The sequence below is a fragment of the Borborobacter arsenicus genome (genome assembly GCF_003934165.1).
Lineage (GTDB): Bacteria > Pseudomonadota > Alphaproteobacteria > Rhizobiales > Rhizobiaceae > Pseudaminobacter > Pseudaminobacter arsenicus.
Map to the genome: position 1 here is coordinate 85,942 of NZ_RKST01000017.1, position 22,756 is coordinate 108,697.

The following is a 22,756-nucleotide window of genomic DNA, read 5'->3' on the forward strand; positions in this document are numbered from 1 at the left end:
CCTATATGTTTGCCTTGACCAGGTCGGCGCATTTTTCCGCCAGCGCCATGGTCGGCCCGTTGGTGTTGCCGCTGGGCAATTTCGGCATGACCGAGGCATCAATAACTCTCAGCCGATCTATGCCGCGCACCCTGAGCTGCGGATCTACGACGGCGGCATCGTCGATGCCCATCTTGCAAGTGCCGACCGGGTGGTAGTCGCAGCAGGCATATTGGCGCGCATAGGCCATGATCTCTTCGTCCGACTGGGCTTCCGGTCCCGGCAGCCGCTCGCTGTCGATGAGATGGGAAATGGCGTTTTGCGACAGCACCTCGCGGATGATCCGGACCGACTTCAACGCCATGGCGCGGTCCTTCGCCTCGCCAAGATAGTTCGGGTCGATCAGCGGCTCATCGGCGGGATCGGCCGAACGCAGGCGCACCGTTCCACGGCTTTCCGGCCGCAGGAAGGTCGAATTGACGGTGAAGCCATGGCCAGGGATCGTCGTCTGGCCGCCGCGCACCACCGTGCCCGGCGCAACGTGGATCTGCAGGTCAGGCCGGGTTGCACCGTCGCTCTTGAAGAAGCCGCCACCCTCGACAATGACCGAAGCCGCAGGCCCGTTACGATAGAGCAGCCATTGAACGCCATGCGGGATCGAACGTGGAAACCTGTCATGGCCGTCATAGCTGATGCGCTGCTTCGTGCCGACATGCACGTTGGTGCACAGATGATCCTGAAGGTTCCTGCCGACGCCGGCAAGATCATGCAGAGGCGCGATACCGAGTGCCTTCAATTCGTCGGCAGGCCCGATGCCGGACAGCATCAGCAGGCGCGGCGAGTTGATCGCGCCGCTTGCCACCAGCACCTCACGCCCGGCCCGCTCCATCCGCAGCGTGCGGCCGTTCGCCAGTTCGACCCCAACGGCGCGGCCGCTTTCGACGACGATGCGGACCACGCGCGCGCCGGTCCTCACCGTCAAATTACGGCGCGACCTTACAGGGTGCAGGTAGGAGACGGCAGCTGAGCGGCGGCGGCCATAGCGGCAGGTGACCTGATAGAGCCCGGCGCCATACGGCGTTTCACCGTTGAAATCGGCATTATAGGGCAAGCCATATTGCTGCACGGCCCGCACGAAAGCGCGGCTGATGGGGTGGGGCGAAATCTGGTCCGACACCCAGAGCGGCCCGCCCTCGCCGTGATAGCGGTCGGCCAATCGGTCATTGTCTTCCGATTTGCGGAAATAGGGCAGGATATCCTCGTAACTCCAGCCCGTATTGCCGAGTTCGGCCCAATGGTCGTAATCCTCCTTCTGGCAGCGAATGTAGATCATGGCATTGATCGAACTTGATCCGCCGAGCGTCTTGCCCTGCGGATACCAGATTTCGCGATTGTCGAGGTTCTTTTGCGGTACTGTGTGGAAACGCCAGTTGACGCCCGGGCCGAACAGCTTGCCGAGACCACCGGGGATGTGGATCATCGGGTTCCAGTCGCGGCTGCCCGCCTCTAGCAACAACACCCGCACGGACGGATCTTCGCTCAGCCGGTTGGCCAGTACGCAGCCGGCCGAGCCGGCGCCGACGATGATGTAGTCCCAGGCGTTTGTTTGCCGGCTTGCCATGTCAACGGCCCTTGAAGCCGGGTTTGCGTTTCTCCGCAAAGGCGCGCAGCCCCTCGACGCGATCCTCGGTGTCGAAGGCCTCCACGGTGAGCCGGTGCTCCAACTTCAGCCCCTCCTCAAGCGGCAGGTTCGCCGCCGCGCGCACCGCCCGCTTGGCATAGGGCGTGATGGCGACCGACATCGCCGCGATTTCGCCAGCGATTTCCAGCGCCCGTTCCATCAAGGCGCCGGGCGCAACCACCTCGCTGACCAGCCCCTTGCGCTCGGCAAGTGCTGCATCGACCATCATACCGGTCATCACCATCTGCATGGCAAAGGATTGTCCAACCAGGCGCGGCAGGCGCTGCGTGCCGCCATCGCCGGGAAACGAGCCGATGCGGATTTCCGGCGTCGCGAATTTGGCCGTGTCGCTGGCGACAAGGATGTCGCACAAAAGCGCCAGTTCCAGCCCGCCGCCCATGGCATAGCCGTTGACGGCGGCAATGAGCGGTTTTTTGAACGCTTCGATGCCCTTCCAGACCGACAGCCGTTCCGGGTCAGCGTAGGAGGCAACGCCGCGCGCCAGCATGTCGGAAATATCGGCGCCCGCGGCGAAGGCACGACCGGCGCCGGTCAGCACCACGCATCCTACCGACGGATCGGCTTCGGCCTCGCTAAGCCGATCGAGAAGCTGGCGCAGCAGTTCCTTCGATAGGGCGTTGAGCTTTTCAGGGCGGTTCAGCGTCAGCACGACAACGCCCGGACGGGCGTATTCGGCAATCACCAGTTCCGGCATATCGGCAACGGTCATGCGGCCTGTCCTTTGCGTGTCTCGATGCGGTTGCCGCGCAGGAAATCCGAGGCACGCTCGCCGATCATGATGGACGGCGCATTGGTATTGCCGGAGACGAGGCGCGGCATGATCGAGGAGTCGGCCACCATCAGGCCATCGACACCATGAACCCTCAGTTGCGGGTCGACAACTGCCATCTCGTCCAGGCCCATCTTGCACGTGCCGACCGGATGATAGCCGGAGCGGGCCTCGCGCCGCACATAGGCCTCGTAGCCGGAACGCGTCGTCACTTCGGGACCAGGCATGAACCGGTCGGCGATGTATTTCGCTATTGCCGGCTGCGCCATGATCTCCTGCCCGATCTCAAGCGAAGCCACCGTGCGGTCGAGGTCGTAGCGCTCGGCGAGGAAATTCGGATCGATGTTCGGCGCCGTTCGCGGATCAGCACTTTTCAGGGTCACCGACCCACGCGAGCGCGGATGCAGGAAATAGGCGTTCAGCGTGCAGCCATTGCCGGAGCAGTGGCCGTCGGTGACCGCCTCAATGCCGGTACCAGCGAGAAAATGGAACTGCAGGTCGGGTGCAAAGAGCCGCTTGCTCGTTGCCCAGAAGGCGCCGCCCTCCACCACCGTGGCGCTTACCGGCCCATTGCGGAAGGCGGCATACTGGATGCCCGCCCAAAGCTGGCGATGCGGCTTGCGATAGGCGTCGTAGCTGGTGATGCCTTTCAGATTGTACATCAGGAAGACATCGAGATGGTCATGCAGGTTCTGGCCGACGCCGGGCAGGTCGACCTTGACGTTAATGCCGTGGCTGGCGAGTTGGACCGCCGGCCCGATGCCGGACAACATCAGAAGCTTGGGCGAGTTGATCGCGCCGGCCGTCACGATCACCTGGGCATCGGCGTTCACTTCGATTAGGCGGCCGTTTTCGATATATTCGACACCGGCAGCGCGACCATTCTTCAGCACAATGCGATGCACAAGTGCACCCGTGCGCACCGTCAGGTTCTCCCGCCCGCGCGCCCGGCCGAGATAGCCGACGGCGGCGCTGCAACGGCGGCCATTGCGGTTGGTCACCTGATAGAGGCCGCAGCCGCTCTGGCCGGCGCCGTTGAAGTCGGCATTGTAGGGCATGCCATATTCCTGGCAGGCCTGCACGAATACCCTGGACAGAGGATGCGTGTGGCGCTGGTCGGAAACGCCGAGCGGACCGTCGGTTCCGTGATAGGCGCCGGCCAGACGCTCATTGGCTTCCGAGCGCTTGAAATAGGGCAGCACCTCGCGATAGGACCAGCCGGGACAACCCATATCGACCCAGCCATCGTAATCCTCCGCGCTGCCGCGGATATAGACCTGAGCGTTGATGGAACTGCCCCCGCCCAGCACACGCGCCTGCGCATAAGCCGGCGTGATGCCTTCCTGCTGCTGTTGTGCGGCAAGCTCGAAACCCCAGGTCAGCGGACCCTTGGTGGTCTTGTAATAACAGACCGGCAAGTGGATGTAGGGACTGCGGTCGGCAGGGCCGGCTTCCAGCAGAAGCACCCTCCGCTCTGCGTCTTCGCTCAGCCGGCTGGCCAGCGCGCAGCCGGCTGAGCCGCCACCAACGATGACGTAATCATAGGTTCTTGCCCCTGCCCCCGTCATGAGACCCATTTCAGGATATGTTCGCCAACGCAGACCAGGTCGCCATTCTGGTTGGTGATGGTGATAGTCGAGCGCGTGCGCCGCCTTTCGACATCCACTTCCTTGACGGTGTAATGTAGCTTTAGCCGATCACCGATATAGACCGGCCTGATGTAGCGGATGCCGTCATAGCCGAGCGAAACCGGGGTCTCGGTCGCCCGCACGTTCGGCACCCGCTCCACGATCTCGGTCGAGCAGGCGGACATATAGGCGACCAGCATCGCCCCATGGGCGATGCGCCCCTTATAGGTGGACGCCGCCATCTCGCCCTCATCGACATGGTTGGGCGAATGGTCGCCGCTGAGGTCGGCAAAGGTGTTCACGGCTTGCTCGGTGACCTCGCGATCAAGGCTGACTTCGTCGCCGACCCTGAGATAGAAATCAGCCATTCGATACTCCCCCGATCAGGCCGCGTATCTGTAGACAGAGGCCGGCGTCAGGCCCGCTTGCGTGGCAAGGCGCCTGATCTTCTCGATCTCTGCTGCGGAGGGCTTTACCAGCGGCGGGCGAACATGGGCCGACTTCATCTTGCCGAGGATGACCAGCAATTCCTTCATGCGGTTGTGCATATCGACCAGCGGATGGTCGTAGAACGCGCGCACCGTCGGGTAAATGCGGTCGTTGATCGCCTTGGCGGTGTTGAGGTCCCCGGCCTGTACCGCGCGGAACAGCGCGACCTGCAGATCGGCAATGACGCTGCCGGCACCGGAAAGCAGGCCGTCGCAGCCGAGCGCCAGCGAGCCGAGCAGCCATGAACTATGGGTGGTGAGTGTCTTGACCGGGTGGTCCAGCGCCTTCAGTTCGCGAATCTGGCGTTCATGCAGATTGCCATCGCCGCACATGTCCTTGATCGCCCGGATCGCGGGGAACCGATGGCAGAGCTCAAGCAGGGTCGGCAGCGGATAGGCGAGATTGGAGCCGAGCGGATACTGGAACAGGATGATCGGCAGGTTCGAAGCATCGGTGATGCGGCGCAGGTGCTCATAGATCATCTCGGGCCGCATATGGCCACCAAGCGACAGAATATCGGGCGGGAAAACGAGCAGCGCATTGGCGCCCTCACGTTCGGCATCGGCTGCCATGCGGGCGGCTTCGAGGCTCGAATTGGTAAAGATGCCAACGACGGTAGGTACGCGCTCCTGCAGCACATCCTTGGTGGTGACGATCGCCTGGTGCTGTTCGTCAAGCGTCAGCGCATGCACCTCGGCAGCATGGCCGTTGATGGTGATGGCGGCAATTCCTTCGACCGAGGCCACGTCGGCAAGGTGATCGCGATAGGCGCGTTCGTCCACGGCAAGATCGGCGTCGAACGGCATCAGTACGGCCGGGATAACACCTTTTGGATCGAAATGCTTGGCCTGGGCCACGAGAGTTCTCCTTAAAAAATTGACTGGATGAAGCCACGCGGCCGATACGGCCGCGCGGCGGCTTTTGCCGGTTCAGAAGCCCGTGCCGAGCATTTCCTTGATGTTGGTGGCGTCGATCTGCTTGCCGGGGAGAACGACCTCGGCGTCAACCTTCTCGCCCTTGGCGAGCTTGTAGGCGATCTCGATGCCCTCGGGCGCGACGTAGGGATAGGTGAAGGTGGCGGCAAGCTTGCCGGCGGCGATCGCTTCGAACGCATTGTTCTGGCCGTCGACGCCGACGACCTTCACTTCGCCAAGACGATTGGCGGCTTCCAGCGCCTGGATTGCGCCCAGCGCCATTTCGTCATTGTGGGCATAGACAGCCTGGATCTCGCCGGGTCCAAAGCGCTGCAGCTGATCTTCCATGAACTTCACCGCGTTCTCACGCAGATAGTCGCAGTTCTGGGAGGCAACGACTTCCAGCCCGGAACCCTCGATGCCCTTGACGAAGCCGTCATGGCGATCGACGGTCGCCGAGGCACCGCCGGTGCCCTGCAGTTCGATCACCTTACCCTTGTTGTCGAGCGCCTTGACCAGGAACTTGCCGGCAGCTTCACCGATCGGCAGGTTGAGCGCACCGACATGCACCGTCACCGGGATGTTGACCTTGCGGTCCATGGTCACGACCTGGATGCCGGCGTCGAGCGCCTGCTGCACGACCGGCGTCAGTGCGTCGGAGGTCAGCGGGCTGATCATCAGCACCTTGACGCCGCGGGCAATCAGGCTTTCGACATCGGCGACCTGCTTGGACGAGTCGTTCTGGCCGTCGGTGATCACCAGTTCGACGTCCTTGTAATGTTCCTCGGCATATTTTTTGTTGCCGTCGACCATGGCGACGCGCCACGGATGGTTGAGCGTGCCCTGGCTGAAGCCGATCAGGATATTGTCAGCGGCGAACGACGCGCCCGACATGGCGATCAGCGCCGCTGCCCCGGCAAGAGCGATGCCGGCCTTCTTCAGGTTCTGCTTTAACGACATGGATAATCCTCCCTTTGGTTTTGCCTCTGTTTCCAGCGTCTTCCGCACTGTCCTGCGGCGGACTTCGCGACGGCGAAGTTGGCGGGCCAAGGGGTCATTTGCGCTTGCGCTGCATCTCGTAGAGCACGGCTCCGACGATGATGGCTCCCTTGACGATCTGTTGTGTGAACGGCGAGATGCCGACCAGGTTCATGATGTTGGCGAGCACGGCCAGGATTGCCGCGCCGATGATGGTGCCGAAAATGCCACCCTCGCCGCCGAACAGGCTGGTGCCGCCGATGACCGTGATGGCGATGGCTTCCAGTTCGATGCCGGTGCCTGCCGTCGGCTCGCCTACCGTCAGCCGCGACACGAAAATCAACGCCGTCAACGCGGCCAGGAAGCCGCTTATGACATAGACGTAGAAATTGACGCGATTGACGCTGATACCCGAAAGGTGGGCGGCTTCCTCATTGGAACCCACGGCATAAATCTGACGCCCGAACGGAGTGTAGCGCAGCACGAAGATGGCAATGGCTGCGACGACGGCAAAGATCCACACCGGCACCGGCACGCCAAGCAAAGCGCCACGGCCAAGCCAGGCGAAGCTGGCTGCCGCGTCCTTCAGCCCGATCGGCTGGCCATTGGCCAGCGTCAGCGCAAGACCGCGCGCCATCACCATCATGCCAAGCGTCATGATGAAGGGCGGCACGCGCCCGACGGCAACGCCGATCCCGTTGACCGCGCCGAGACCCGAACCGATCAGCAAAACGACGACGACTGCCAGCCAGGGCGACCAGCCGCCGGTCAGCAAGAGGGCGGCCGCAACCGCGCACACGCCCAATATCGAGCCAACCGAAAGATCAATACCCTTGGTCAGGATGACGAAGGTCATGCCGACGCTGACGATGCCGTAGAGCGCGACCTGCCGGAACACATTCATCAGGTTGGCCGGATTGAGAAATGCCGGCGACAGCAATGCAGCCACGACACAAAGGCCGAGGAAAACCCACAAAAGACCGGATGCCTTCAGGATCGACGCAGAAAGCTTGTGAATGTTTGATTGCGGCTGCGTTGTGGTGAGGTCGCTCATGTCCTGATCCCCGCAGGGCAGATCGCAGCCCGGTTGGCGGCAATGATCGTGTCTATGGCGAAGGCAGCGCCGGCATGGGCATTGGACCAGGTGACCCAGTCGGCGGCGCGTTTGACGACCTCCGTGCCATTGCCCATTGCCACGCCAAAACCGGCCCAGCGGATCAGGTCGAGATCGTTTTCGGAGTCCCCGATAGCCGCAACGCTTTCCCGATCCACACCAAGGCGGCGGGTTAGCGCTGCGATCGCGCCCTGCTTGGAAACGCCGTTGGCCGTGATCTCGATCAAATGCCTGTCGGAACGCACGAAGCTGAATTCGTCCGTGAAGCGAACCATCAGCCGATCCAGGGCATCGCCCGAACGTTCCGTCTCCAGACACAACACCTTGAATACGGGTTCGCCAAAACACTCCAGCGACGGCGTCAGCACCGGTTCGGTTTGCGTGGCTCTTGCTTCCCGCTCGACGAGATGGCCTTCCGACAATGCATGCCAGCCTGCCTCGGTGAACCAGCATGGATTGAGGCCGGCAGCCTCGGCTTCGGCGATCAATATTTTGGTTCTGGTGAGATCCATTGCTACGCCACGTTCCATCACGGCTTCATCTGGCAGGATGGTGCCGGTCCAGGCGCCATTGAGGCATACGCTCGGACCTCGAAGTCCAAGGGCCGCCGCAATGTCACGCAGGGCATTGGGCGCCCGCGCAGTGGCGGCGACCACTTGAACATCGGCTTCGGCTGCCCGTGCGACTGCCTCGACAACCGCCGGCAACAGACGGTAATCGTCGGTCAGGGTCGTGCGGTCGACGTCGAGGGCAATGAGGGAAATAGGCTGGCGCATCATTCCTCCTCAGTGAATCGTCGCGTGTTTCATGATTGCTTCTTCCGTCGCATCAGCCTTGGCGAGTTCGGCGGCGATGCGGCCTTCGCACATGACCAGAATGCGATCGCACATGCCGATCACCTCCGGCAGGTCGGATGAAACCATCACGATGGCCAAGCCATTGCGTTCCGTGAGATCGACCAGCAACTCATAGATCTCGCGCTTGGCGCCGACATCGACGCCGCGCGTCGGTTCGTCGACCAAAAGCACGTCGCATTTGGCGTTGAGTTGCTTGGCAATGACGCATTTCTGCTGGTTGCCACCCGACAGGTTGCCGATGCGGGCATCGACATCGGGCGTCTTGACCCGGAGCCTTGCGGCAAAGTCCTGGGCCGCCTTGCGCTCCTTCCCAAGGTCCAGCCGGAAAGCACTAAGAAAATCACGCAAGCGCGAGATGGTGATGTTGAAGCTGACCGACTGCAGCAGAAAAAGTCCATCGGTCTTGCGGTCTTCAGGTGCGAAGCCGATGCCGAGCGAGATTGCCTTGCGCGGCGTGTCGATGGTCAGCTCCTTGCCGTGCAATTCGATGCGGCCATTGTCTATGGGGTCGGCGCCGATGATGGCCCGTAACAGTTCCGATCGCCCGGCACCGGCAAGACCGCAGATGCCGACAATCTCGCCGCCGCGCAGGGTGAGCGAAATATCCTTGAGAATCTTGCCGCGGTTGATGCCGGTGACCTTCAGCACAACGGCGCCGAATTTCGGGTTTCGGGCAGGAAAATAGTCGCCGATGGAGCGGCCCACCATGGACCGGATCAATTCGTCCGTGGTCATCTGGCGGGTCGCGGTGGAATTCACCACCTTGCCGTCCCTGAGGACGGTAACCGTCTGGCTGATATCGAAGACCTCCTTTAGCCGGTGTGAAATATAGATGAAGGAGACGCCTTCGTTCTGCAGGCTGCGGATGGTGGCAAAAAGCTTCTGCAGTTCGTTGTCACCAAGCACTGCCGAGGGCTCATCGAGCACGATCAGCTGGGCATTTCGCGACAAGGCGCGGGCAATCTCCACCATCTGTCTTTGTGCCACGCTCAAGCGATCGATGCGGGCAAGCGGATCGACAGAAAACCCGAGACGCTCCATGTAGCCCCTGGCATCGAGCGAAGCCTTCTTCCAGTCGACGAGCCCGAACCGGGTGCGCGGCAGGCGATGAAGAAAGATGTTTTCGGCAACGGTCAGATGCGGGGCCTGGGCGAACTCCTGATAGATCACCGCGATGCCAAGGCCGATCATCTGGGAGGGCGTGGGCAAGGCCACCACCTTGCCGTCGAAGGTGATCACGCCACGGTCGGACTGGTAGGCACCGGAGAGGATTTTCATGAGGGTGGATTTGCCGGCGCCGTTCTCGCCGACCAGTGCGTGAACCTCACCGCGTCGCACGGAGAAGCTGACACCGTCCAGCGCCCGCACACCGGGGAACGACTTGGCGATGCCAGCCATCTGCAGGATCATCGTCGGATCGAAGGTTTGCGAGCCCTTCGAGATCGCTTCCAGAAGCATGAATTCCGATCCTCTCCATTCCCAGCCGAGAAATCGTTTTCTCAGCCAGCTTGCAAAACACCCTTCAAGTGGTCAAAGCTGATGAATCTGCATTCCTCCGCCTATGTTGTAGATGTCGCCGGTGCTGAAAGGCATGGCGCCGGTCGCCAATGTGGCGATGCCGCGGGCGATGTCCTCCGGTTCGCCCCAACGGCGCATCGGGCAGATGCCGCCCGCAGCCACTAGCGGCGAGTAGCGGTCATATACATCCGCGGTCATGCTGGTGCGGATCAGCCCGGGGCGGATTTCGTGCACGCGGATTCCTTCAGCGGCAAGCCGCAGCGCAAACTGCTGCGAGGCCATCGAAAGCCCGGCCTTGGACACGCAGTAAGGACCCTTTTCCGGCGATACCAGGCCCGCATTGGCCGAAGTGATGGTGATGATGGAGCGTTCGGCAGCGGGTGCTGTCTGCGCCACCATGCGGCGCGCGACCGCCTGGGTCAGGAAGAAGGTGCCGCGCAAATTGATGTTGATCAGATGGTCGAACATTTCTTCCGAAACGTCGAGGAGATCGCCGCGCACCGGCACCTGGATGCCGGCGTTGTTGACCAGGCAACTGATGGCGCCAAGATTCCCTTCGACCTGATCGAGCAGCGCACTGTAGGAGCCGGTGTCGGAGATGTCGCACTGCCGAAACAGCGTCTTGCGCCCTGCCTGCCGCACCATCTCAACGGTTTCCCGGCCACTGTCGTCATCCACGACATCGACCACGGCAATATCAAAGCCGCGGGCGGCGAGTTCGCGGCAGATCGCACGGCCGATGCCGCGGCGCCCGCCGGTGACGAGTGCAACACCTCGTCCGCCCGAGGCCGTATCGGAAGGCAGCGGCATTTCGCCGGGGTGCGCAAGCGGTTCTCTCAGCGTCATGACGGCTCCGTCACCCTGGTTTGTTCTTCACGCGATGCGGCCACCGCGCCGGCATCGACAAGGCCCTCGGTTTCGGCACGCGAGTAGCCGAGCTCACTGAGGATTTCGCGGGTGTGCTCACCAATCTCCAGCGCAAGGACGCGCACATCCGGGACCTGCCCGTCATAGCGGTTGGGATGGTTGACGAGGTGAATGGTGCGGCCCCTGACCTGGATGCGCCGGAACACCTGCATATGGGTGAGTTGAGGATCGGCAAGGAGGTCGTCGTAATAGGCTATCGGTGCCCACCAGATACCGCGCTCGTCAAGACGGCGGGCAAGCTCGTCGGTGGTGAAGACGGCGGTCGCCTTGTCGAGCAAGCGGGCATAGTCGTCGCGGCTCTTGTAGCGATCGACGGTGGCGGCGGCGCGCAGTTCGTCGCTGTCCACCGCCTCGGCAAGCGCGGCAGCCTCGCACAACGAAATGACGACATGGCCGTCTCGGGTCGGGTAGACTCCGTAGGGTGCGGCGTGGAACCAGGTCGCCAGATTGTGCTCGCGCGTCAGCACCTCGCGTGTCATGCCGCCGGCGAAATAATTGACCAGCGCCTCGCCCTGCAGGTCTATGGCCGAGTTAATGAGGCTGGACTCGACACGCGTGCCGCGCCCTTCGCGCAGCCGCCGGATCAGGGCGCCGAGGATACCCATTGCCATCAGCGCACCGCCATGCTGGTCCACCACCGCGACACCGACCGGCGTCGGGCCACCGGCAGGAGTGCCGGTAACGCTGATCAGTCCCGAGCGCGCCTGACAGAGGATGTCCTGGCCGGGCTTCTGCGCCATCGGGCCGCTGGAGCCGAAGCCGCTGGCCGAGGCGAAGATCAGGTCCGGATTGATGTCCCGCAGCGCCGCTTCATCGAAACCCAGCCGGTCGAATACGCCGGGGCGGAAGTTCTCGGAGACGACGTCTGCCGAGGCAATCAGCCGCCGGGCGACGGCCTTGCCTTCGGCGCTCTTGAGATCGATGGCGATGGAACGCTTGTTGCGGTTGGCGCAGAGATAAAACCCGCTGACGCCCTCGACATAAACATCGGCGCCCGACCAGTGCCGTTCATAGGCTCCGGTAAGCGGCTCGACCTTGATGACATCAGCACCCATGTCGGCCAGATATTGGTCTGCAGCCGGCCCCTGCAGAAAATGGCAGAAGCTGACAACCCTGATGCCATTGAGCAGCATCTTTCCCTCCCGTTGATGAGAAAACGTTTTCACGACAGAATGTGCGAGTCAAGCGATTTTTCGCTTCGATTGGCACGTCAGCTATGGTAATCGAAGAAAAATTGATAAAACGATTTCACAAATGGAGATGCCCATTGGCGAGCGGAATTCGAGGACCGGATGGCGGCGGGGCCAAGCTGATCGATGTTGCCCGTCTTGCCAACTGCTCGCCGGCGACAGCCTCGCGCGTACTTAACGGCAATCCGCGGGTCGGACAGGACGAACGCGAGCGCGTCATGCGGGCGGCAGCCGAACTCGGCTACGTTCCCAACGGTTCGGCGCGGGCGCTGCGGTCGACCCGTTCGCGGCTCGTCGGCGCCATCATACCGACCCTCGACCACGCCATCTATGCCACCATGGTCGACGGCCTCCAGGCCAAACTGGCCGAAAAGGGCGTTTCGGTCATCATCAGCACGTCACATTACGATCTCGACCTCGAGCTTGAGCAGACACGCCTTTTGGTCGAACGCGGGGCTGAATCGATCGTTCTGGTCGGGTCGACGCATAGTGCCCAGACCATGTCGCTTCTCGACCAGAAACAGGTCGACTACGTGTTCACCTATACCTCCAGCGTCGCTGAAGCCGGAGCGGCAATCGGCTTCGACAACGAAAAGGCGGGAGCGGCGGCCGCTCGTTTCCTGCTCGACCTCGGCCACAAGCGGCTTGGCATGATTGCCGGCATCACCACCAACAACGACCGCGCAAAGGGTCGCCTCGACGGTTTTCTGTCCGAGCTCGCCGCACGAGGTTTGGATCCGGCCGCCGTACCGGTGGTGGAAGGCGCTTACAAGGTCGAAAGCGGCAGACAGGCAATGCGCTCGCTGATGGATGTGCCGCAGCCACCGACAGCCGTGTTCTGCGGCAGCGACATCCTGGCCACCGGCGCCATCAAATACTGCCACGAACAAGGCATTGCGGTGCCCGGAGAGGTCTCGGTCGTCGGCTTCGACAATCTGGAAATAGCCGAGCTGACCAGCCCGGAACTCACAACACTGGAAGTGCCGGCGCGCGAGATGGGTAATCTTGCCGCCGACTACATTCTCGCACCCGCCGCGCAGAAGCGTTACCTGCGCCAGACGGAACTGCCGATCCGCATCATCGTGCGCGATAGCACCGGGGCCGCCCCTAGCCAAGCGCATTGACGCGGAAAGCATGGGCCCGCGCTGGGGCGCGCCTGCTCCCCAGACCACAACCATCGCTCAAAAGTGCAGTGTCTCATTACCCGCTTACCCAGGCTGCCCACATCTGGCGGCAAGAACCGCCCCCATCCTCTGGACCAGGTCGGAGACAGCCCCCGCGCTTTCCCACGAATAGATGGAGACTGCCATCGCGGACTCCATGCCGAAAGGCGCATATTGCCGAACGCCATACCCGGCGACCGCACTTCTGGGCAGAAGGGACAGGCCGAGCCCCGCCTCCACCGCGACCAGCACATTGTGCAGGCTGCTGCCCGAGAAGGCGACGTACCAACGAAGCTGCTCATGCTCGATGCGCTCGAACATGGTCTCGCGGTAAAGGCCTCCCTGCGGGAAGGCGACCAGCGGGATCGGATTGGGCCATTCGCCGGGCGCGTCAGCGCGTTCAAACCACGCCATGGCTTCAGGGAACGTCGCCCGGCAATCAGGGCCGGCCTCGGCCTCCTTGACGATCGCGACGTCGAATTCGCCGGCGCGATAGCGCCTGGTCAGATCACGGCTAAGTCCCGCGATGACATCCAGCCTGATCTTACGGTGGCGCCGGGCGAAGTCTGCGAACACCGTCGCCATGGCGCTGGTGACGATATCCTCGGGAACACCGATACGGATGGATGTCGTACCGGCCGGATCGCCAAGGGCGGACTCCGCCTCCTCATGAAGGGCGAGGATTCTGCGGGCATATCCCAGAAGCCGTTCACCGGCAGAAGTCGGCTCGACCGGTCGTGCTGCGCGGTCTACCAATGCCAACCCGACTGCTTCTTCGAGCCGGGCAAGCTGCTGGCTGATGGTGGATTGCGTCATGTTCAGCCGTTCCGCCGCGAGTGTGAAGCTTCCCGCATCGACGATTGCGGTGAAGGAACGAAGCAGGCGTGGATCAAGCATGTTTTTCCCGCGCCAGATCGGCACGCGCCTCGATGGACATCAAATTTCGTAATATGATACATCTTGATATTTAATTTCCAAATAGGGGCTTGCGCCCCTATCTAGACACCGTGGCCATGCGCCACAGCAAAATCACTCACGCAGGCCGTCCTCGGCCCCAGTCATCACGGAAATCAAAATGCTTCGCCGTTCGATCCTTACAGGTGTCGCTTCCCTGCTGCTGTCGGCCGTCCCTCTCGTTGCGACAGGAGAAGACATGAGCAAAACGCCATTGCACGCGGCGGCAGGGCAAAACAATGTCGCCACCATCAGGAAGCTATTGGCCGAGGGCGTTAAGATCGATGCACGCGACGGCAGCGGAGCGACCGCGCTGCTGGTTGCTACCCATGGCAACAGGATCGAGGCCGCCAAGGCATTGATCGAGGCCGGCGCCGACGTCAACGCCAAGGACAATATCGAGGACAGCCCCTATCTTTATGCGGGTGCACGCGGGCACCTCGAAATCCTGACGATGACACTGGCGCACGGTGCTGACCTCAAAAGCACAAACCGCTACGGGGGCACCGCCCTCATACCTGCCTCCGAACGCGGCCATGTCGAAACTGTACGCACGCTGATTGAAGCGGGCGTCGCTGTCGACCATGTCAACAAGCTCGGCTGGACGGCGCTTCTGGAGGCGATCATCCTCGGCGACGGCGGCAAGCGGCACGAGCAGATCGTCGACCTGCTCGTCAAGGCGGGCGCCGACGTCAATCTGGCGGATGGCGACGGCGTGACGCCGTTGCAACATGCTCGCACGCGAGGCTTCGCCACGATCGAGGGAATACTCACAGCAGCCGGGGCACATTGACGGAAAGGAAGATCAATGAGCGACGAGACGAAATTCCTGGGCGAGGCGATTGAACTCGCTCGCGCCAACATACACGAGGGCGGCCGCCCGTTCGGCGCGCTGGTTGTGCGCGACGGCCAGGTGGTTGCCACCGGCGTGAATGAGATGCACGCCACCAACGATCCAACTGCCCATGCCGAGATGATGGCGATCCGCGCTGCCAGCCGCAAGCTCGGATCGACCGATCTCGGCGGCTGCGCCGTCTATGCCAGCGGCCACCCTTGTCCGATGTGCATGGCGGCGATGCGGCTGGCCGGTGTCGGCAAGGTCGCCTATGCCTATTCCAACGAGGACGGCGCGCCGTTCGGCCTGTCCACGGCGGCAATCTATGCCGAGCTCAAGCGGCCCTTTGCCGAGCAGTCGATGGCAATCAGCCATGTGCCCGTGCGGCCGGAAGGCACGGCGGAGCTTTATGCCGAATGGGCAGAGGCTCGGGATAAGCGGGGATAGACGCATGGAGTCCGAGGAGCCTTCGTCCGCCGCTCGCATCCTGCTGCTGGCGGCCGTTGCCCTGGTTGGCCTTAATCTGCGGCCGTTCATTACCGGCATCGGGCCATTGGCGGCCGACATAAGTGCGCAGACCGGGCTCGACCTTAAAGGCATCTCGCTCCTGACACTGGTGCCGATGCTCTTGATGGGGATATTCGCCTTTGCCGGGCCGTTCCTGCAAAACCGCATCGGTGCACGGCGCTCGGTCATTGCCGCGCTCGTCGTCCTCACCCTCGGCTCTTTCCTGCGCCTGTTCGCTTCGAGCGGCTGGCAGATGGTGGGAACCGCAGCCCTGCTCGGGCTGGGCGTAGCGGTGGTCCAAGCGGTGTTTCCCGGTATCGTCAAACAGCAATTCCCGCGCCATGTCGGCGTCGTCATGGGGCTGTATTCGGCCACGCTGATGGGCGGCGGCGCGTTGGGCGCACAGGCTGCACCGCTGATTGCCGCGGCTGCCGCAGACTGGCATGTCGGCCTTGCCTGGTTGGCCGTTCCGGCAGCGTTGGCGCTGTGGCTGGCAATACGCTGCCTGCCGCGCGACGGCGGTACCCGGCAAGGTACAACGAGCACGACAGCGCTCCTGAAGTGGCCGCGCGTCTGGCTGCTGATGGCCTGTTTCGGACTTGTCAATGGCGGTTATTCGACCGTGGTGGCATGGCTGGCGCCGTTCTATCAAGAGCATGGCTGGAGCGCCGCCGCCAGCGGCAGCCTGCTTGCCATCATGGCCGTCTGCCAGGCACTGGCAGCACTTTTCCTGCCGGTGCTTGCTGCCAGGGGCGAGGACCGCAGGCCATGGCTCTGGCTGACCTTGGCCATGCAGGCGGCCGGCTTCGCCGCGCTGACGTTTTGGCCGGAGGCGGCGCCACTCGCGTCGGCAATGCTGCTGGGCGCGGGGCTGGGCGGCTGCTTTGCCCTGTCGATGATCGTGGCCCTCGATCACCTGGCCGACCCGGTCGAGGCCGGCGCGCTATCGGCGCTCATGCAGGGAGGCGGTTTCCTGATCACGGCACTGCCGCCATGGATCGTGGCTGTGCTGCACGACCTTACCGGCAGCTTCCACGCCGGCTGGTTGATGCACCTGGCCTGCGCGATCGTCGTGGCGGTGCTTTACTGGCGCGTCTCGCCTGGAAGTTATGCCAACGCCATGAACCCGGGCAACACAGGCGTTGCGCACCAACCCTGCCAGCAGAAGTGCGCTATCGAGACGCCATTGTAGGAACTGCCGTCGTGCCCGCCCGGCCCGCGACCCAGGCCGGTCCGTCGCCGATCAGTTGATGCGCGGCACCGATGCAGCTTGATTTCTGCAACGGCACAACTACTTGGCGTAGTCTTCGATTGTCTTATGCAGGCTATATTTCGCTTTGAAACCCAGTTCATCGGCGGCCAAGCGAATGTCCGAAGGAGCGGGGCGCAGATAGGGAAAGCCGGCGAAGCCGCCCGTCGGGGGAATTTTCAGCCGGACGCGCAGATCGGGATAGATCGCGCGAACGGCATCGCAGAACTGGTCGAAACTGTACCATTCTCCCGTCGCGATATTGTAGACGCGCGAGCCTGGCCGATCGGCATGAAGGGCTGCGACATTGGCCTCGGCGCAATCACGCATGTCGACAAATTCCTCCCTGCCGTCCCAGACGAGAAACGGATCGTCTATGACCGCTTCTCGCCTGGCCTCACCTGCGGCCAGAAGGGTTGCAAGAAGTCGCCCCGGCACGCTCGTCGCCAAGCCCGCGCCGCCGCTCAGAACCGCGCCATAGCGCAGGACGACCACATCGACGCCGTAGAGGTCATGATAGACCAAGGCGAGATGTTCCGCGGCGATCTTGGTGGCAGCATAGATGCTGGCCGGCCGCTGGCTGACGATGCGAAGCGCAAGATCCTCCTCTATCGGGCTGTTGTCATGGCTGGCGAAGGCGGTGTATCCGACCGTCGTGGAACTGGCTATGACCACGCGGCGCAGGCCGCGCTGCCGCGCAATCTCCAAGATGTTTGCCGTGCCTACCGTGTTGACCAGAACACCTTTTGGCGGGTCGAGGCGGATTGCCGTCGACAGGAGCGCTGCGGTGTGGACGATCTCGTCCACCTTGTAGGCCGAGACAAGCGCGTCCAGCGCCTGGCGATCAAGGATATCGCAAACTTCAAACGACAGACCGTCCGGTTTTTGTTCGCCCAGATCGACTGGCCTTACATCGGCGACAATGACAGTCTTGCCGCAGGCAAGCAGCAACTCTGCCGTTTTCATGCCGATTGCGCCCGCACCGGTTACGAGAATTGTCACAGGCCCTACTCCGTCCTACTCGTTTTCGGCAAAGACAAGATGATACACCCGGCCCTTGAACGGCCCCATGTTCTCGGCGATTTTCGACCGCACGATCTGGCGTGTTTCGCTTGCCAGCGCCGCATTCATGTCCGCGACGCTGTCGAAATAGAGGTCGAAGATCATATAGGCGGGCGGCGCACCTTCTTCCGGCACCACCAGGCGGCGAAGTCTGACGTCCCGGATGCCCGGATAGCTGCGGATGGCCGGAAGCACATTCTCCCGCATGCTCCGGTCGAACTGTTCCTGGTCGGCTTCTTCTACATGGCCCTCTAGGAAGGCCGAGCGGACGATCATGATAAACCTCGAGGTTTTCGCCTATTTGTATCCCATCATATGGGGGAGGAAGAGGACGATCTGCGGGAACAGGATCAGGATGAACATCACCACGGCCAGCGGCACGCAGAAGGCCCAGATCTCCCGGTTGATCTCGCGCATCGGAACCTTGGTCAGGGTGGAGAGGACAAACAGGATCAGGCCGTAGGGCGGGGTGATGACGGCGATCATGAAGTTGATGATGCACACGACGCCGAAATGGACCAGATCAATGCCGAGCGCGTGGACGGAGGGCAGGAACACCGGCACGAACACCATCAGCATCACCGCGCCGTCGAGCACCGTTCCCAAAAGCAGGAACAGCACGTTGACCAGCAGCATGAATTGAAGCGGCGAAAGTTCCATCGCCTTGATCCAGCTGGCGAGGCCAGCAGCGAGGCCCTCATTGGTGATTGCGTAGTTGATGATGAAGGAACTGATGATGAGCATCATCACCACGGCAGATTGCCGCGAGGATTCGAAGAACACGGCCAACAGCGATTTGGCGTTGAGGTTGCGATAGACGACAATCCCCAGCAGCATCGCCCACAAAGCGGCGACGGAGGCAGCCTCGGTCGGCGTGAACATGCCACTCCAGATGCCGCCAAGCAGCACCACCGGCAGGGTCATCGGTATGAGCGCGCCGGCGACCACGCGCAACCGATCCTTTGCTGCAACCTCACCGGCCTGAGGCAGGTTGCGGCGTACCGCGGCAAACGAAATCAGCAGGCTTAGCGACAACGCCATCAGGAAGGCGGGAACAATCCCGGCCAGAAACAGCGTACCGACCGATGCGCCGGAAATGACGGCGTAAAGGACCAGCGGGATCGATGGGGGCATGATCGGCCCCAGCAATGCGGCTCCCGATGCGACGGCGACGGCCAATCCTCCCGGATAATTGCCCTGGCTGCGCATCATCTTGATCGCGACCATGCCCGGACCCGAGGCTTCGGAAACAGCACTGCCGGTCATCGACGACATTGCGAGGTTCATCAGCACGGTGACGTGGCCGTGCCCGCCGCGCAGCCGGCCGACCAGCAGGTTTGCCGCCGACCAAAGGCGCTCCGAGATGGTAGCGGCATTCATCACATTGGCGGCCAGAATGAACATCGGCACCGCAAGCATCGCGCTCATGCCCATCGTGTTGTTCAGTGTCTGGTCAACGAGCAGGCCGACATCCTGCTTGCTTGCCCACAGATAGACGATGCCGGAGCCGAACATCGTCAGCACGACGGGAACGCGCAGGGCCGCGCCGGCGAAGAAGGTGATGCAGAGCATGATCAGGCTGTTGGTCATGGTCTCAGCCGATCACGTTCGTGGTGGGGGCCGCATCGGAAGCGCCGACATGGTCGTGCCATTGCGGGCCACAATATTCGATGAACTGGGCGACCAGCCGGATCACGACCATCACGATGTAGACGACGAAGCAGGAGAAGACGAAATCGAGCCTGAACTCCAGGACATCGGTTTTTTCACGCCACAGGAAGAGGACGTAGTCGATAATCGTCGGCAGGGCAGCAAGAAAGATCAGCGCAAATACACCCCGTCCGACGATACCGATTATGCGTCGGGCCCGGGGCGAGACCACGTCCCACACAACGTCAAATGCGACATGATCGCTGGACCTGACGACAAAGGCATCAGTCAGGAAGGTGCACCAGAGCAAGAGGAGGATGCCAACCTCATCACCCCACAAAAGCGGATGATGAAACACGTAACGCATCGTGATGCCGATGATGAAGACGGCAAAGATGGCAGCAAACATCAGGCCCGAAACGATTTCTGCAATTTTGCGAAACCGCTCTACGGCGCTCATAAAGCGAATGCCCATGGTACTTCCTCCCCTCCGGCCTGCCAGGCCACTCAGCCAGGCAAGCCGGATATTGCAATCACTTGGTCGCGTCGATCTTTTCCTTCAAACCGGCCTGCCACTTCTCCTCGAAGCCCTCCTCCTTGTAGAGCTTGGCCGCGTTGGAGCGAAAAAGCTCCAGGTCTGGTCTTGAGATGACGATCCCGGCTTTCTCGAAGCCTTCGAGCGCTGACTTTTCATCCTCGATCGTCTTCTGGACTTCCATTGCCGCGGCTTCCTTTGCCGCAGCGCGCAGCGTGGCCTGTTGTTCAGGCGTAAGCGCGTCGAAGACAGGTTTTGCAATGGCGATGAAGACCGGCTGAACGATGTGCTGGGTCAGCACGATTTCCTTCGAAACCTCGTCGAACTTCCAGTCACGCGTCATATTGGTCGGGTTGTCCTGACCATCGATGGCTCCGGTTTGAAGTGCGAGATAGACTTCCGTGATGGGCATGGCGAGCGGGGTGATCCCCATGGCGCGCGCAAGCGTCTGGAAAGCAGCGCCCGGCGGCATGCGCAACTTCACGCCGGAAAAATCTTCCGGCGTCTTAATGTTTTTCACTTCGCGCAAGCCGACGACGCGCGTGCCCAGATAGGCCGTGTCAAGGATGACGAGGTCCATGGTCTCGGCCACCTTGGCATAGAATTCCTCGCCGATCGGGCCGTTGAACACTTTGAGCATATGTTCAGGGTCGCGGAACACATAGCCGGAACTGAAAACGCCATATTCGGGAAGCTGCGCCTCGATCTCGAAGGTGACAGGCGATGCCATCTCGAGATTGCCGCGCTGCATAGCAGGCAGTTCCGTGCCCTGCCGGAACAAGGTCGAAGCGGTGTGAACCGAAACCGAGATGTCGTCGGGATAGGCTTCCTCCATTCGCTGCTTGATGAGGCGGAAAGCATCGCTCAACGGAGAGCTGTCCGGCGCGGCCGTGGAGATGCGGATTTCGGTCTTGGCATGTGCCGGTACGGTAAAGCCAGCCATGGCAACGGCGCCGGCAAGCGATATGAGAAGGTGTCGTCTGTTCATTTCATTCCCCTTTTGTTTGCTATTTGGAGACCGAGGTTTCCATTTTCTGCGTGCGAGCTGAGACTGCTTGATCAAACCCCGAGGCCGCCGAGGGACTTTCCTCCATCGGCGAAAAGCGTTTGCCCGGTGATGAACTTCGTTGCCGGGTCGACCAGAAATGCGATTGCGCCGGCAATGTCCGCTGGATCGGCGGCAGCACCGCTGGGCTCAAGCGACTGCGCCTTCTGGTACTGGTCGGCCGGCATGCTGCGGGTCATCGGCGTATCGGTAAAGCCGGGTGCGACGGAATTGACGGCGATCTGCCGGTCCCGAAGTTCCATCGCCATTGCGCGTGTCAGGCCGATCACGCCCGCCTTGGACGCGACGTAATGAGCGAAATTCGTGCCCCCGATGGCAGCTCGCGACGAGACCGTGACGATGCGGCCGCCTGCCGGCATGCGCGAGAGCACTTCCTGCGCGGCGCAAAAGACGCCGAGCAGATTGACGTCGAGCATCAGTCGGAAATCATCCAGGGTAATGTCTTCGAAGCGGCGCGGCTGATAGATGCCCGCAACACAGACCAGGGCTGAAATTTCGGGATACCCCTCCATAGCCGCAGCGATGGAAGCACGATCGCGCACATCGACGACATGCGTCGAGACGCGATCCCCTTCGGTTGCGAATTCCTCGGAGGGAATCGGGCTCTTGTCCGCAACAGCGACGTGAAAACCATCCTGCACGAGGCGCCTTACGGTTGCCGCTCCGATGCCGGAAGCACCTCCGGTAACGAATGCAACGGGCCGCGCCATCTATGCCTCCCTCGCGACCTTGACAGATAGTCTGCCGATGCCGTCGATCTCAGCGTCGATCGCGTCACCGACTTTCAGGAATGTCTGGCTTGGCACACCCACGCCGGCTGGCGTTCCGGTCAACAGGACATCGCCGGGATCGAGCGTCATGATCTCGGAAGCGCGCGACACCTGTTCGGCAATCGAGAAGATCATCTTGCCGGCATCGCTGTCCTGCTTGACCTCCCCGTTGACAGAAAGGCGCAGCCTGGCCGATTGCGGATCACGGAACTGCGAGGCTGGGACGATGCAGGGACCCATGGGGCAGCAAGTATCGTTTGCTTTACCGGCAACCCAATCCAGCTTGTAGAATTGTTCGGGAGCCTTGTTGAAGTCGCGCGCGGAGAGGTCGATGGCAACGCTGTAGCCGGCGATGTGGGCCATGGCGTCTTGCACCGACGCATAGCGCGCTGTCTTGCCGATAATGACCGCCAACTCAATTTCCCAGTCGAACGCTTTTGTCCCGCGCGGCATGATGACATTGGACCCGGGGCCGACAATGGCGTTGCGCGGCGGCTTCATGAAAAAGAAAAGGCGCTGGCTTTCCTTGGTGATGTCGGGGAAGCCCATCTCGGCCATGTGATCGAAATAGTTCGCGCCGGCACATAGGATTTTCCCGGGATACTGCAGGGGCGCCAGCAATTCGGCCTGATCGACGGGAACCCCGCTTGCTGCCTTTTGCGCGAGCATCTCAAGGACAGGCTCATGTCGCGACCAGTCTGAAAACAGATCCGCAACACTCGCGGGAAGTTCGCTCCCATGGCGGGAGGCGAGATCAGCGATCGGGTGCAATTGCCCGGCCACCTGCAAGCAGGCTGTCGGCTTGCCGCCCATTCTGGCTGTCACCAGTGACCACATGAAACGTCCCTCCCTAACTCAGACGGGGGCATAATGTCATATTTTCCATAATCGTCAATAGTT

General features: G+C 61.9%; 23 protein-coding genes. 4 read left to right on the forward strand and 19 right to left on the reverse strand.

Features of this window, described 5'->3' with window-relative positions; genetic code table 11:
• Position 1 precedes the first annotated feature (1 nt).
• The 11 genes from EET67_RS18670 to EET67_RS18720 all read right to left on the reverse strand — a co-directional run bounded on the left by EET67_RS18670 (position 2) and on the right by EET67_RS18720 (position 12,008).
• Complete coding sequence (locus tag EET67_RS18670) at positions 2-1,600, reverse strand: GMC family oxidoreductase (protein ID WP_128627721.1); 1,599 nt, start codon at positions 1,598-1,600, stop codon at positions 2-4.
• A gap of 1 nt (position 1,601) precedes the next feature.
• Positions 1,602-2,390 carry an enoyl-CoA hydratase-related protein gene (locus tag EET67_RS18675; protein WP_245451051.1) on the reverse strand — a complete coding sequence of 263 codons (789 nt, stop codon included), beginning with the start codon at positions 2,388-2,390 and terminating at the stop codon, positions 1,602-1,604.
• Complete coding sequence (locus EET67_RS18680; protein ID WP_128627722.1) at positions 2,387-4,018, reverse strand: GMC family oxidoreductase; 1,632 nt, start codon at positions 4,016-4,018, stop codon at positions 2,387-2,389. The genes EET67_RS18675 and EET67_RS18680 overlap by 4 nt, the downstream gene beginning before the upstream one ends.
• A complete protein-coding gene (locus EET67_RS18685; RefSeq protein WP_128627723.1) occupies positions 4,015-4,446 on the reverse strand; it encodes a MaoC family dehydratase in 432 nt (143 codons plus the stop codon). The genes EET67_RS18680 and EET67_RS18685 overlap by 4 nt, the downstream gene beginning before the upstream one ends.
• A 15-nt stretch (positions 4,447-4,461) precedes the next feature.
• Positions 4,462-5,424 carry a dihydrodipicolinate synthase family protein gene (locus EET67_RS18690; protein WP_128627724.1) on the reverse strand — a complete coding sequence of 321 codons (963 nt, stop codon included), beginning with the start codon at positions 5,422-5,424 and terminating at the stop codon, positions 4,462-4,464.
• Positions 5,425-5,496: 72 nt separating this feature from the next.
• A complete protein-coding gene (locus EET67_RS18695) occupies positions 5,497-6,441 on the reverse strand; it encodes a substrate-binding domain-containing protein (RefSeq protein WP_128627725.1) in 945 nt (314 codons plus the stop codon).
• 94 nt (positions 6,442-6,535) lie between these two features.
• Positions 6,536-7,513, reverse strand: coding sequence for an ABC transporter permease (locus EET67_RS18700; protein ID WP_128627726.1), 978 nt, complete (start codon positions 7,511-7,513; stop codon positions 6,536-6,538).
• Positions 7,510-8,349, reverse strand: coding sequence for a Cof-type HAD-IIB family hydrolase (locus EET67_RS18705; RefSeq protein ID WP_165899961.1), 840 nt, complete (start codon positions 8,347-8,349; stop codon positions 7,510-7,512). The genes EET67_RS18700 and EET67_RS18705 overlap by 4 nt, the downstream gene beginning before the upstream one ends.
• Positions 8,350-8,358: 9 nt before the next feature.
• A complete protein-coding gene (locus EET67_RS18710; protein WP_245451053.1) occupies positions 8,359-9,888 on the reverse strand; it encodes a sugar ABC transporter ATP-binding protein in 1,530 nt (509 codons plus the stop codon).
• A gap of 72 nt (positions 9,889-9,960) precedes the next feature.
• A complete protein-coding gene (locus EET67_RS18715; protein ID WP_245451056.1) occupies positions 9,961-10,794 on the reverse strand; it encodes a 3-ketoacyl-ACP reductase in 834 nt (277 codons plus the stop codon).
• A complete protein-coding gene (locus tag EET67_RS18720) occupies positions 10,791-12,008 on the reverse strand; it encodes a CaiB/BaiF CoA transferase family protein (RefSeq protein ID WP_245451058.1) in 1,218 nt (405 codons plus the stop codon). The genes EET67_RS18715 and EET67_RS18720 overlap by 4 nt, the downstream gene beginning before the upstream one ends.
• A 134-nt stretch (positions 12,009-12,142) precedes the next feature.
• Between EET67_RS18720 and EET67_RS18725 the strand changes: the two genes are divergently transcribed.
• Positions 12,143-13,189: a LacI family DNA-binding transcriptional regulator gene (locus tag EET67_RS18725; RefSeq protein ID WP_245451059.1), complete on the forward strand. Its 1,047-nt coding sequence runs from the start codon at positions 12,143-12,145 to the stop codon at positions 13,187-13,189.
• A gap of 84 nt (positions 13,190-13,273) precedes the next feature.
• Here EET67_RS18725 and EET67_RS18730 read toward each other — a convergent pair whose 3' ends face one another.
• A complete protein-coding gene (locus EET67_RS18730) occupies positions 13,274-14,125 on the reverse strand; it encodes a LysR family transcriptional regulator (RefSeq protein ID WP_128627729.1) in 852 nt (283 codons plus the stop codon).
• A 256-nt stretch (positions 14,126-14,381) separates the two neighbouring features.
• Between EET67_RS18730 and EET67_RS18735 the strand changes: the two genes are divergently transcribed.
• From EET67_RS18735 to EET67_RS18745, 3 genes are read left to right on the forward strand one after another with little or no spacing between them, the layout of a single operon-like run.
• Positions 14,382-14,975: an ankyrin repeat domain-containing protein gene (locus EET67_RS18735; protein ID WP_245451061.1), complete on the forward strand. Its 594-nt coding sequence runs from the start codon at positions 14,382-14,384 to the stop codon at positions 14,973-14,975.
• 15 nt (positions 14,976-14,990) lie between these two features.
• Positions 14,991-15,464, forward strand: a complete 474-nt coding sequence (locus tag EET67_RS18740) for a nucleoside deaminase (RefSeq protein ID WP_128627731.1) — start codon at positions 14,991-14,993, stop codon at positions 15,462-15,464.
• Between the two features lie 4 nt (positions 15,465-15,468).
• Positions 15,469-16,716: a cyanate transporter gene (locus EET67_RS18745; protein ID WP_128627732.1), complete on the forward strand. Its 1,248-nt coding sequence runs from the start codon at positions 15,469-15,471 to the stop codon at positions 16,714-16,716.
• A 99-nt stretch (positions 16,717-16,815) separates the two neighbouring features.
• On the opposite strand, the gene EET67_RS18750 is transcribed toward EET67_RS18745, so the two are convergent.
• From EET67_RS18750 to EET67_RS18780, 7 genes are all read right to left on the reverse strand, one after another.
• Positions 16,816-17,775 (reverse strand): NAD-dependent epimerase/dehydratase family protein, encoded by a 960-nt coding sequence (locus EET67_RS18750; RefSeq protein ID WP_128627733.1) that lies wholly within the window; start codon positions 17,773-17,775, stop codon positions 16,816-16,818.
• A 15-nt stretch (positions 17,776-17,790) separates the two neighbouring features.
• Entirely contained in the window at positions 17,791-18,111 is a 321-nt protein-coding gene (locus tag EET67_RS18755; protein WP_128627734.1) for an EthD family reductase, read from the reverse strand.
• Positions 18,112-18,132: 21 nt separating this feature from the next.
• Positions 18,133-19,425: a TRAP transporter large permease gene (locus EET67_RS18760; RefSeq protein WP_128627735.1), complete on the reverse strand. Its 1,293-nt coding sequence runs from the start codon at positions 19,423-19,425 to the stop codon at positions 18,133-18,135.
• A 4-nt stretch (positions 19,426-19,429) separates the two neighbouring features.
• Positions 19,430-19,960 carry a TRAP transporter small permease gene (locus tag EET67_RS18765; protein WP_128627736.1) on the reverse strand — a complete coding sequence of 177 codons (531 nt, stop codon included), beginning with the start codon at positions 19,958-19,960 and terminating at the stop codon, positions 19,430-19,432.
• Between the two features lie 58 nt (positions 19,961-20,018).
• Entirely contained in the window at positions 20,019-21,008 is a 990-nt protein-coding gene (gene dctP, locus EET67_RS18770) for a TRAP transporter substrate-binding protein DctP (protein WP_128627737.1), read from the reverse strand.
• A gap of 71 nt (positions 21,009-21,079) precedes the next feature.
• A complete protein-coding gene (locus tag EET67_RS18775; RefSeq protein ID WP_128627738.1) occupies positions 21,080-21,796 on the reverse strand; it encodes an SDR family NAD(P)-dependent oxidoreductase in 717 nt (238 codons plus the stop codon).
• Positions 21,797-22,693, reverse strand: a complete 897-nt coding sequence (locus tag EET67_RS18780) for a fumarylacetoacetate hydrolase family protein (protein WP_128627739.1) — start codon at positions 22,691-22,693, stop codon at positions 21,797-21,799. It abuts the gene before it with no gap.
• Positions 22,694-22,756: the final 63 nt, after the last annotated feature.

Coding starts and splice junctions, on each gene's coding strand:
- EET67_RS18670 (WP_128627721.1), bottom strand. CDS start 1,600: ATGGCAAGCCGGCAAACAAACGCCTGGGACTACATCATCGTCGGCGCC.
- EET67_RS18675 (WP_245451051.1), bottom strand. CDS start 2,390: ATGACCGTTGCCGATATGCCGGAACTGGTGATTGCCGAATACGCCCGT.
- EET67_RS18680 (WP_128627722.1), bottom strand. CDS start 4,018: ATGACGGGGGCAGGGGCAAGAACCTATGATTACGTCATCGTTGGTGGC.
- EET67_RS18685 (WP_128627723.1), bottom strand. CDS start 4,446: ATGGCTGATTTCTATCTCAGGGTCGGCGACGAAGTCAGCCTTGATCGC.
- EET67_RS18695 (WP_128627725.1), bottom strand. CDS start 6,441: ATGTCGTTAAAGCAGAACCTGAAGAAGGCCGGCATCGCTCTTGCCGGG.
- EET67_RS18700 (WP_128627726.1), bottom strand. CDS start 7,513: ATGAGCGACCTCACCACAACGCAGCCGCAATCAAACATTCACAAGCTT.
- EET67_RS18705 (WP_165899961.1), bottom strand. CDS start 8,349: ATGCGCCAGCCTATTTCCCTCATTGCCCTCGACGTCGACCGCACGACC.
- EET67_RS18710 (WP_245451053.1), bottom strand. CDS start 9,888: ATGCTTCTGGAAGCGATCTCGAAGGGCTCGCAAACCTTCGATCCGACG.
- EET67_RS18715 (WP_245451056.1), bottom strand. CDS start 10,794: ATGACGCTGAGAGAACCGCTTGCGCACCCCGGCGAAATGCCGCTGCCT.
- EET67_RS18720 (WP_245451058.1), bottom strand. CDS start 12,008: ATGCTGCTCAATGGCATCAGGGTTGTCAGCTTCTGCCATTTTCTGCAG.
- EET67_RS18730 (WP_128627729.1), bottom strand. CDS start 14,125: ATGCTTGATCCACGCCTGCTTCGTTCCTTCACCGCAATCGTCGATGCG.
- EET67_RS18735 (WP_245451061.1), top strand. CDS start 14,382: ATGAGCAAAACGCCATTGCACGCGGCGGCAGGGCAAAACAATGTCGCC.
- EET67_RS18740 (WP_128627731.1), top strand. CDS start 14,991: ATGAGCGACGAGACGAAATTCCTGGGCGAGGCGATTGAACTCGCTCGC.
- EET67_RS18745 (WP_128627732.1), top strand. CDS start 15,469: ATGGAGTCCGAGGAGCCTTCGTCCGCCGCTCGCATCCTGCTGCTGGCG.
- EET67_RS18755 (WP_128627734.1), bottom strand. CDS start 18,111: ATGATCGTCCGCTCGGCCTTCCTAGAGGGCCATGTAGAAGAAGCCGAC.
- EET67_RS18760 (WP_128627735.1), bottom strand. CDS start 19,425: ATGACCAACAGCCTGATCATGCTCTGCATCACCTTCTTCGCCGGCGCG.
- EET67_RS18765 (WP_128627736.1), bottom strand. CDS start 19,960: ATGGGCATTCGCTTTATGAGCGCCGTAGAGCGGTTTCGCAAAATTGCA.
- dctP (WP_128627737.1), bottom strand. CDS start 21,008: ATGAACAGACGACACCTTCTCATATCGCTTGCCGGCGCCGTTGCCATG.
- EET67_RS18775 (WP_128627738.1), bottom strand. CDS start 21,796: ATGGCGCGGCCCGTTGCATTCGTTACCGGAGGTGCTTCCGGCATCGGA.
- EET67_RS18780 (WP_128627739.1), bottom strand. CDS start 22,693: ATGTGGTCACTGGTGACAGCCAGAATGGGCGGCAAGCCGACAGCCTGC.